The sequence below is a fragment of the Methylocaldum sp. 14B genome, assembly GCF_002005105.1.
GTDB lineage: Bacteria > Pseudomonadota > Gammaproteobacteria > Methylococcales > Methylococcaceae > Methylocaldum.
In genome coordinates this window covers 1-8,767 of sequence record NZ_MSCV01000058.1, presented here as the reverse complement: position 1 = coordinate 8,767, position 8,767 = coordinate 1, and the positions used below count along the sequence as shown (strand labels likewise).

The 8,767-nt window shown below is 62.0% G+C and carries 9 protein-coding genes; 4 read left to right on the top strand and 5 right to left on the bottom strand.

Going from position 1 to position 8,767, the window contains the following annotated elements; translation table 11 throughout:
- The coding region (locus tag B2A78_RS25155) for an AraC family transcriptional regulator (RefSeq protein ID WP_168175555.1) at positions 1 to 802 on the bottom strand (802 nt) is incomplete at its 3' end.
- Positions 803 to 945: 143 nt separating this feature from the next.
- Here B2A78_RS25155 and B2A78_RS25150 point away from each other — a divergent pair.
- The 3 genes from B2A78_RS25150 (at position 946) to B2A78_RS25140 (ending at position 4,179) form a co-directional block, all read left to right on the top strand.
- Positions 946 to 2,040, top strand: a complete 1,095-nt coding sequence (locus B2A78_RS25150; protein ID WP_077732802.1) for a DUF3047 domain-containing protein — start codon at positions 946 to 948, stop codon at positions 2,038 to 2,040.
- Between the two features lie 57 nt (positions 2,041 to 2,097).
- Positions 2,098 to 2,988 (top strand): LysR substrate-binding domain-containing protein, encoded by an 891-nt coding sequence (locus tag B2A78_RS25145; RefSeq protein WP_077732801.1) that lies wholly within the window; start codon positions 2,098 to 2,100, stop codon positions 2,986 to 2,988.
- A 405-nt stretch (positions 2,989 to 3,393) separates the two neighbouring features.
- The gene (locus B2A78_RS25140; RefSeq protein ID WP_077732800.1) at positions 3,394 to 4,179 is read left to right on the top strand and encodes a class I SAM-dependent methyltransferase; all 786 of its coding nucleotides are present in this window, start codon (positions 3,394 to 3,396) and stop codon (positions 4,177 to 4,179) included.
- Between the two features lie 460 nt (positions 4,180 to 4,639).
- Here the strand turns inward: B2A78_RS25140 and B2A78_RS25135 are convergent, their stop codons facing one another.
- From B2A78_RS25135 to B2A78_RS25125, 3 genes are all read right to left on the bottom strand, one after another.
- Positions 4,640 to 5,071 carry a hypothetical protein gene (locus tag B2A78_RS25135; protein WP_077732799.1) on the bottom strand — a complete coding sequence of 144 codons (432 nt, stop codon included), beginning with the start codon at positions 5,069 to 5,071 and terminating at the stop codon, positions 4,640 to 4,642.
- Positions 5,072 to 5,103: 32 nt separating this feature from the next.
- Positions 5,104 to 5,631 carry a GNAT family protein gene (locus tag B2A78_RS25130; RefSeq protein ID WP_077732798.1) on the bottom strand — a complete coding sequence of 176 codons (528 nt, stop codon included), beginning with the start codon at positions 5,629 to 5,631 and terminating at the stop codon, positions 5,104 to 5,106.
- A 77-nt stretch (positions 5,632 to 5,708) separates the two neighbouring features.
- Entirely contained in the window at positions 5,709 to 6,677 is a 969-nt protein-coding gene (locus B2A78_RS25125; protein ID WP_077732797.1) for a LysR family transcriptional regulator, read from the bottom strand.
- A gap of 119 nt (positions 6,678 to 6,796) precedes the next feature.
- On the opposite strand from B2A78_RS25125, the gene B2A78_RS25120 reads away from it, so the two are divergent.
- The gene (locus B2A78_RS25120) at positions 6,797 to 7,600 is read left to right on the top strand and encodes an SDR family oxidoreductase (RefSeq protein WP_077732796.1); all 804 of its coding nucleotides are present in this window, start codon (positions 6,797 to 6,799) and stop codon (positions 7,598 to 7,600) included.
- A 560-nt stretch (positions 7,601 to 8,160) separates the two neighbouring features.
- On the opposite strand, the gene B2A78_RS25115 is transcribed toward B2A78_RS25120, so the two are convergent.
- The coding region (locus B2A78_RS25115; protein ID WP_077732795.1) for a hypothetical protein at positions 8,161 to 8,767 on the bottom strand (607 nt) is incomplete at its 5' end.

The window sequence follows — 8,767 nt, the reverse complement described above, 5'->3', positions numbered from 1 at the left end:
ATCGTTTATCCACCATTTCGGGGCTCACTTCGAAGCGGCCGATATTCCTGAAAACGGGCGCGGGGTTCACGCCGAAGGTATCGCGAAAGCTGTGGCTGAAATGCGTCGCGTCGGCGAAACCCGCGTCCAGCGCGGCGCGGGTCAGAGTGTCGCTGGCATGCAGCAGCTCCAAGGCCGACACCATCCGCTTCCACAGACGGAATCGACGGTAAGGCAGGCCGGTGCACTGGCGGAACAGATGAAGGAAGCGGGAGGGTGAAAGGTCGACCAGCTTCGCCAACTCCTCTTGCGAGAAATTCCGGTCCGGCTCGCGGCAAATTCGCTCGATGACCTGCCGAATGCGTTCATCCAACTCGATCGGCGGCTGGTCACGGGTATTCAGCAGCCGATCCAGGCGCTGTTCGACGGCGATACGGTTCGGGTCTTCCTCGTGGACCCAGCGAAAGCATTCGATCGTTTCCGCATCCTCGAAAAACCTTACTGTCGTTTCCGAATACGGAAAACGCTTCCGGAATCCTGTCGCGTCGGGGCCGTTTCGCTCCACGAACAGCTTTCCGTGCACGCCGCCGGCCATATCCAGGGCATGCCGAATCCCCGCGGGCACCACCGCGCAACGGCAACTCCGCCATTCGCCGTCTGCCAGCCTGATCCGAAACGGGCGATAGATGCCCACGTGCAGCATGTTGGCGCCATAGACGTGGGTTTCCAGATGCTGGATCGGACCGCAATAGAGTACCCGTCCGTGTCCCATGTAAAGCTGCGAAGTCCCGGGATAAAGCGCGCGCATAGCCAGTTTATGCAAGTCCTGTCGGCGAGACGTGAGTACAATCCCGAGCGCCGGCCATAGGCGGAGACGGTCTGGCGGCTCGGCAATCCATAGTGATACGCCGTCCATCATAATGAACCGGAACCGGCGTTTTCCAGAACTTTTCCGGGAGGATTTCCATGAACGACACATTGACACGCACGGAATTTCAATCGCGTTTCGAGGCTTTGCTGAGCCAGCTCTCAAAGGACAATATGATCGATTACGCCTTCATCGATATTCCCTCGGATCGAAAACCCTGGCTGGATACCGGCATCGACTTGTCCGCGGGCGAGCGGGTGACCACCTTTGCCGTGGGCAAGACCTGCCTCAAGGGCACCGATCTCTGGTTCGGCGCCGATTTCCAGCTATGGTGCCGAATCGGTCCGGACGGCGAAATCTTCCGCGGCACCCGAGCGAGCAATACCTTCGCCGTAGAAAAGCCGGATCGGCTGTATCTCGCCAGCTATTTTCCCGGCGAATGGGCCACCCGAACCGGCGAGTTGGCGACGCCGGACGAAGTCTACGAGCAGGCGAGCGGTTGCCTGGCGGCCTTGATCGTACGCTGGCGGGTCGAACCGATCGAAGGGCTGAAAAGGCTGGCGGCGCTCGGCGACGTGGACGGCCTAGTCGCGTCCGAAATCGACCGTTTGACCGATCCGGTCGTCCCGCCGCCAGGTTGGAACTATCTGTGGTTCGTGGGGCCTGCGGAAATCTACCGATCCTGCCGGACTCCGGAAAAGGAACCGGCCATCTGCTGCCACACCCATCGCGATGTGGGTTTGTTGCAGAAGGACGTTTCCCTGCCATTCGAGCCGAACACGCGCTTGCGCTGGGCCTGGCGCATGGATCGCCTGCCCTCGGAGGTGCGCGAGGATACGCTCGCGACCCACGATTACATGAGCATCGCCGTGGAATTCGACAACGGCCAGGACATCACCTATTACTGGAGCGCCGAGCTGCCCGTGGGCACCGCCTACCGCTGCCCGATTCCCACCTGGACCGCGCGCGAAACCCATGTGGCGATCCGTTCCGGCCGCGAGGGTCTGGGCGATTGGTTCAACGAGGAGCGCGATGTCCACCGCGATTACCTGGACTTCATCGGCGGCCCGCCGCCGGCTCGCATCGTGCGGGTGTGGCTGATCGCAGTGAGCTTCTTTCAGGGGCGGGAAGGAGAATGCCGGTATTCCGGCATCGAGTTCGTGACGAAGGAAGGGGTGACGTCGATACAATAAGCCCGGCTGCGTCGTGGCGGCTTAACGCAACGGCGTTATCGTTGACGGGACCAATCCATGCATTTCGATTTACGCGATCTCGAACTGTTTGTCGCCGTGGCCGAGGCCGGCAGTATCGCCAAGGCGGCCGAGCACTGCCATACGGTCGCGTCGGCCGTCAGCAAGCGGCTGTCGGATCTCGAAGCGGGGTACGGTACGGCGCTGCTGGTGCGGAGCAGCAAGGGCGTCGCGCCGACGCCGGCCGGCCTTGCATTGCTCGTACGCGCCCGCGCCGTCCTGCATCAGGCCGGGCAACTGGACCGGGAGCTGCGCGGCTATTCGGCGGGAGTTCGAGGGCAGGTGCGGGTATTCGCCAACATCTCGGCCATCGTGGAATTCCTGCCTTCGGCGCTCGCCTCGTTTCTGTCGGCCCATCCGGAGATTCAGGTACACCTGGAAGAGCACGTGAGCGGCGTCGTCGTCCGGGCCGTAGCCGACAATCTTGCCGATTTGGGCATCGTGAGCGAGATAGCCGCCGAGGACGGGCTCATGATGATTCCGTTCCGCGAAGACGAACTGGTCCTGATCGTTCAGCCGGACCATCCGCTGGCTTCGCGCGAGCGCGTCGATTTTTGCGAGACGCTGGACTCGGATTTCGTCGGGCTCCACAGCGACAGCTCGCTGCACTACCGGCTACTCCGCGCCGCCGCCGATGCGGGCCGGCCGCTCAATCTCAAGATACGGGTTACCAGCTTCGACGCCGTCTGCGCCATGGTGGCGGCGGGGCTCGGCATCGGCGTGGTGCCGCGGGCCGCCACGACGCCTTATACCGCATCGCTGGGACTGGTGCCGGTCGTTTTGAACGATGACTGGGCAAAGCGCCGGCTTCATCTCTGCGTCCGATCACTGGAGGGATTGTCCGCTGCGGCAAGGCTGCTGCTGGATCATCTCGCCGGAGGAGCGGCTTAGAGCATCCACGGTCCTATGGGGCGGCCGGCTGCCGCAGGTCGGAAATTCCTTTCGGACACAGCTCAGTCGGCAAAGGATTGCCGACCTACGATCGTGCCGCTGTGGCATCTACGGTTCTGTGCGGCGCCACAGCTGCCATAGGTCGGAAATTCCTTTCCGACACAGCTCAGTCGGCAAAGGGTTGCCGATCTACGACCGTGTCGCTCTAGGTCGCGAATCCCTTCGCGACATTAGGCCGCTCGGCTTGATTTCCAAGGCGGTATCCGCGACCGGATCATCTCGCCGGCGGGGCGGTTTGATTCGGGCCATCGCGAGACGCGATGGCGACATCGCCAAACATCGTTTTTCCTCCATGCGTTCTTTCGGCATTCTTGCTCACACCTGTTCATTACGAGGAGAAAAACGATGTATCGCTGGAACCCGGAAGACTATGCCCGCCATTCGGCCGGTCAGGAAGCTTGGGCGCGCGAACTGTTGAGCGGCCTGAACCTGCGCCCGGACGACCGGGTGCTGGACATCGGCTGCGGCGACGGCCGTATCACGGCGGAATTGGCGCAGCGGGTGCCGTTCGGCGGCGTGGTCGGCGTCGATCTTTCGGAAGACATGATCGGCTATGCAGCAAGACGGTTTCCGGCGTCGGATTACCCTAACCTCGAGTTCCGGCAGGCGGATGCCCGGACGCTGCCTTTCGACGAGGAATTCACCGTGGTCTATTCCAATGCCGCTTTGCACTGGGTCCGGGATCATGAGCCGGTATTGGCCGGCATCGCCCGTGCGCTGAAGCCGGGCGGCCGCTGCCGGATGGAGATGGGCGGCCGGGGCTCTGCCGCCGCGCTGATCGCGGCGTTCGAGGCCGTGGCGGACGATCCCGTGTGGCGGGAGAATTTCGAACGGTTCGAGCCGACATTCGGGTTCCACGACGCGGAGAGCTATCGCCGCTGGCTAGGGGAGGTGGGACTGAAACCCGAGCGGGTCCGGCTGACCGACAAGGACATGGTGCATGCCGACCGCGAAGCCTTCATCGGTTGGCTGCGCACCGCCTGGCATCCCTACACGTCGAGAGTCCCGGCGGAGCGGCGGGGGCTCTTCATCGACGCCGTCGCCGAGCGCTACCTGGCCGGGAATCCTCCCGACACCGCGGGACGGGTCCATGTCGCCATGGTGCGGCTCCAGGTGGAAGCGAAAAAATGAGCCGCTTTTGGCTGAAGGGCGAAGGTAGATGGAAATTAGAGCTGCGACTCTGAAGGATGCGCCGTTTATCAGCTCAGCGCACTTCTTCGCGAGCTTGAGCGTTTTCATCTCGCTCGTACGGCAAAACAGGCTTGGCGGAAGTCGTTGGCGCCTTCGGCTCGGGTGAATTGCTTCAAGCATTCGTAGGTCGGCAATCCTTTGCCGACGAACCCGTTAGCCCAACTTCACCGTCGGGAAGGGATTCCCGACCTACTCGCGAGTTCCCGTACAGTAGGTATGAAAATGCTCTTACCGGCAGGTTCATCGCGCATGAGCCGTCCGAAGAGGCGGCGGGCCGTTTGCTCGAATCGATGGATGAATGGGCAATCCGCAGCGGTCGACGTTTCAGGGGTGATTTGTATACCCATGAAGCTGGAGCTGGCGGCCAGACGCTTGGGAAGTGAGGAAACCCGTGGGCAGCCTACGATGTTTTCGGGTAAAGCCAGCCGGCCAGAATCCCGTAAACGGCGAACTCGACCACGCCGAACAGAAACCATTGTGCCGCCAGGCTTCCCGGAATGGGGTACAGCAGGTATTGATTGAGATCCACCAAGAGTCCGGCGAGAACGGCGAAGGACAGGCCGTGAACCAGCCCTTCCTTGATGCCGCCGTTCCGTGCGCAGCGAATGTAGCTCAGGACGAAGAGCAATGCGATGCCGGCCGTGAGCAGCAGCGACAGCCACAAGCTCCTTTCCGCCTCCGGCCTGGCGATACCGGCCAACGCGGCATCGGCGTCGCGGAGAATCACCATGTGGACCAGACCGTTCCAGAGCAATGCGAATACGAAGATGGCGGCGGTCGCGAGAAGAAGACGTCTTGGGTTCAGGTTCATGTCTTGGTTCGGTTTGAGCATGATGGATTCGGGAGAAGGAAATGGCAGGCCGATTATACGTCGATGTTTTCCTCGACATAGGCGTAGAGGACCTGGTCGATAAGGACGCCGTCCTTGAAGGCGGCACGCCGCATTACCCCTTCCCGTTTGAACCCGGCTTTCTCAAGCACCCGCATGGAGGCCGGATTCCACGCAAACACGCGGGCTTCCAGGCGAATCAGGCCGAATCGCGACATAATTTCCGGCACGAGCGCGCGGGTCGCGGCCGTAGCAATCCCCCGTCCCCAATACGGCTCGCCGAGCCAATAGCCGAATTCGGCGGATTTGGCATAAATGCCCTCCCGCGGGTCGATGCCGATTCCGCCGATGGCGCGGCTGTCCACTTCGATGGCCCATGAGGTGCGGACGGGCATCCCGGCGACATGAGCTATCCACCAGTTCGCGTCTCTTTCCGTGTAGGGATGGGGGAATCGGTCGGTCAGATTCCGCCATATCTTGCGATTATTGGCGAGCGCCACGAGATCGGCCTTGTCGTGCTCCGACCAATCGCGGATCACGCCATGCTCGAATTCGGTCCGCATGGGTTTTCTCCTGGGTAAAAACCAACAATATCTATTCACTGCATAGGGGAGCGTCGGTGTTGGCTCTCAAACCGGCTTTACGTGCCCTGAACTCGATGGGTGTCGTCTATCGACGGATTCGCCTCGACCCGCACGATGCTTTTCACCGCCTCGCGCAGCCAGATGTGGCCGGGGTCCCGGTCGTGGCGGGCGTGCCAGAGCATCGAAACCGTGAAGGTCTCGATCTCGATCGGCGCGGGGCTCAGGGTGAGCTTGAACGCTTCTGCGCAGCGCCGCGCCATGGACGCCGGCAGGGTGGCGATGGCGTCGGCCTCCTTGAGGATGAAGGGCAGGGCGGAGAAGCGCGTGGTTGAAAGTAAAACCCGCCGTCGCAAATTTCGGCGCGCGAGCGCTTCGTCCACGACGCCTTCGAAGCCTCCGGAGAAGGACATCAGGAGATGGGGCAGGGCGAGATAGTCTTCCAGGCCGATGGGCGAGGGTATGCCCAGCCGCGCGCCGTCGAACAGGCACACATAGCCTTCCCGGTAAAGGTTCTCCTGGCGGTGCCAGCTCGCCACGTCCGTGAATCGCGAGACGCCGAGGTCTATTTCCTGGTTGTCCAGTAGTTTCGCTCCCTGTTCATGCCCCGCGAGACGGATCGCGACACGCACACCGGGCGCCTCGCGCTGGATGCGCTCGATCAGGCTCGGGGAGAGCGCCACCTCGATGCTGTCCGGCATGCCGAGGCGGAAGCTGCGCTCGGCGGTGGCCGGATCGAAGCGCGGAGTCCCGTACATTTCCCGATGGATGATTTCGAGCGCCGGACCGAGCTGTTCCGCAAGTTCCAAGGCCCTGGCAGTCGGCTCCATGCCTTTCGCCGTTCTCAGGAAAAGCTCGTCCTTGAACATTTCCCGTAGTCTCATCAGCGCCGCGCTCACCGCAGGCTGGCCGAGATATAGGCGGCCGGCCGCCCGCGTCACGCTCCGTTCCTTCAGGAGAGCGCTGAATACCGGCAGCAGGTTCAGGTCCGCCTTTCTGAAATCGATTTCGTTGATGTTTTTAATCATAACAATCGATTTGAATAATAGAAAAACGATCCTCAGAATTCAAACCGCGGCGGAAAGCTCTAAGAGCTCTAAACAGTGCTTTTAGAGCGACCCGCAGTCTCTATCGTTCGGAGGTCACCATGTCTTATCGCAAAAAAGCCCTGATTACGGGCAGTTCCCGCGGCATCGGGAAGGGTATCGCTCTCAAACTCGCCGCTCAGGGCGCCGATGTCGCCATTCATTACTATCGCAACCGGGAGGCTGCCGACGACACCCTGGCCGAAGTACGCCGGCGCGGCGCGGACGGATTCATCGTTCAGGCGGACGTTTCGAACCCGGCCGAAATCGCCCGGATGTTCGATGAAGTCGGCGAGCGATTCGAGGGGCTCGACATATTTGTAGCCAACGCCCGGCCCGAAGCCGCCGAATTCTTCTATCCGCCCCTCGAAATCACTCCCGTACAGTGGGATTCGGCCTTCGATTCCCAGGTCAAAGCCTTTCTCGTCGCAGTGCGGCAGGCAGTGCAGCTCATGCGCGACGGCGGCCGAATCGTCGCCATAACCCACTCGCCCGGTGGCCGCACAGGGAGCCTGCAACCCTGGGTTGCCATGGGTTCGGCCAAGGCGGCGCTGGAGTCGCTCGTCCGCTACTTTGCCGTGGCTTTGGCCAAGCGAGGCATCACGGTGAATGCGGTCAGTCCCGGCTGGATCGAGGACAGCGTGCTGAACAGCCTGCCCGAACCGGCACAGGACGCCATCCGGCGCTGGCATACCCGCGGCTGGACTCCCATGGGCCGGCTCGGCACGCCGGCCGACATCGGCAATGCCGCGGCCCTTCTCTGCTCGGAGGATGCCGGCTGGATTACCGGCCAGGTACTCTTCGCCGACGGCGGCGCGTCCCTGATGGACGCCGGACATCCGCCCGAGCTGCAGCTCGGCTGGTGACCATAGCCCTGCTATTCGTTTCTCCGGCGTGAGCCGAGCGAACTCGGTATGGCGGAGCGTCGCCGAGAAATCGTACGGGGAAACAATCTCGCGGGCTGCGGATGCGCTTCCGGCGAAACCGGTTGCGAGGATGCCGGATTTTCCTATCCGCCTTTTGGCGGGGAATTCCGGCGTTCTCGCCGTCAGGCCGGCCGTTCATAGTTCCAGGCGCACGCCGGCTACGGGATTCATGCCCCGCGCATCCGCTCCGGAGCCGGGTTCCCGGTAGTTCTTGTCCAGCATGTTCTCCAGGTCCATCTGTGACGCCCGGTGCCGATTCGGCTACCGGCGGGCGCGCAGATTCAGGGTTGCCCGGCTGGCTCGGAAACAAACCGTGCGGTCCTTTATTGATCAGGCCCGTAAATACCCTCCTGGTATTTCGGGCCGCCGCCCAAGCCGGTACACGCCCGGCCTGGGCTCACGCGGCTTGTCGCCGCGCCGGGGCATCCCTGCCCCGGATTAACCCGACCTATATTTATAGGCCGGGTTAATAAACACCTATCTTCGGTGCTGAGAGCCGATCAATTCGTTGTATGCGCCCGGCCGCGAAAAACCGCGGCCAAACCGATGGCCATCAGCCATAACGCGGAGGGCAGCGGGACCGGAGCGACGGTCGCGGACGACACGTTGGCCGTCAACGCATTTCCGTCCGCGTCGCCGAGTGCGTTGACGGCCAGTCTCAATGGGCTGCTGCCGGCTTGCCGGAAATTAAAATTAACTACCGCCAGGGTAAAACTGTCGGCCTGCAGGGTATTCAAGTCCTCCGGCGAATCAAAGGACAGTTCGAACAGGTTCAGCACCCCGCTACCGCTTGACCCGACCGAAGTGACGTTTGCCCCGAAATCGAGAACATCCAGTTCGTCCCCTAGCACCGGATCGCCGAAACTGGTACCGACATATTCCAAATGGCTGCTATCGAAATTGAGATCCAGATCGTAGCTGCCTAGCGAGGGCGCTTCGCCGGCGCCTAGTCCGGATATCGTGATGCCGACCGCGACCGACCACCCGGTTCGGCCCACCGGCATGACCCCCAGTGTGATCGCGGACTCGGCGAGTCCCGATGCGGACAGCAACAGCGCAGCTATTAAAGGCTTACAGTAACGGTCGAGCATCTTGATAGTTTCCTGT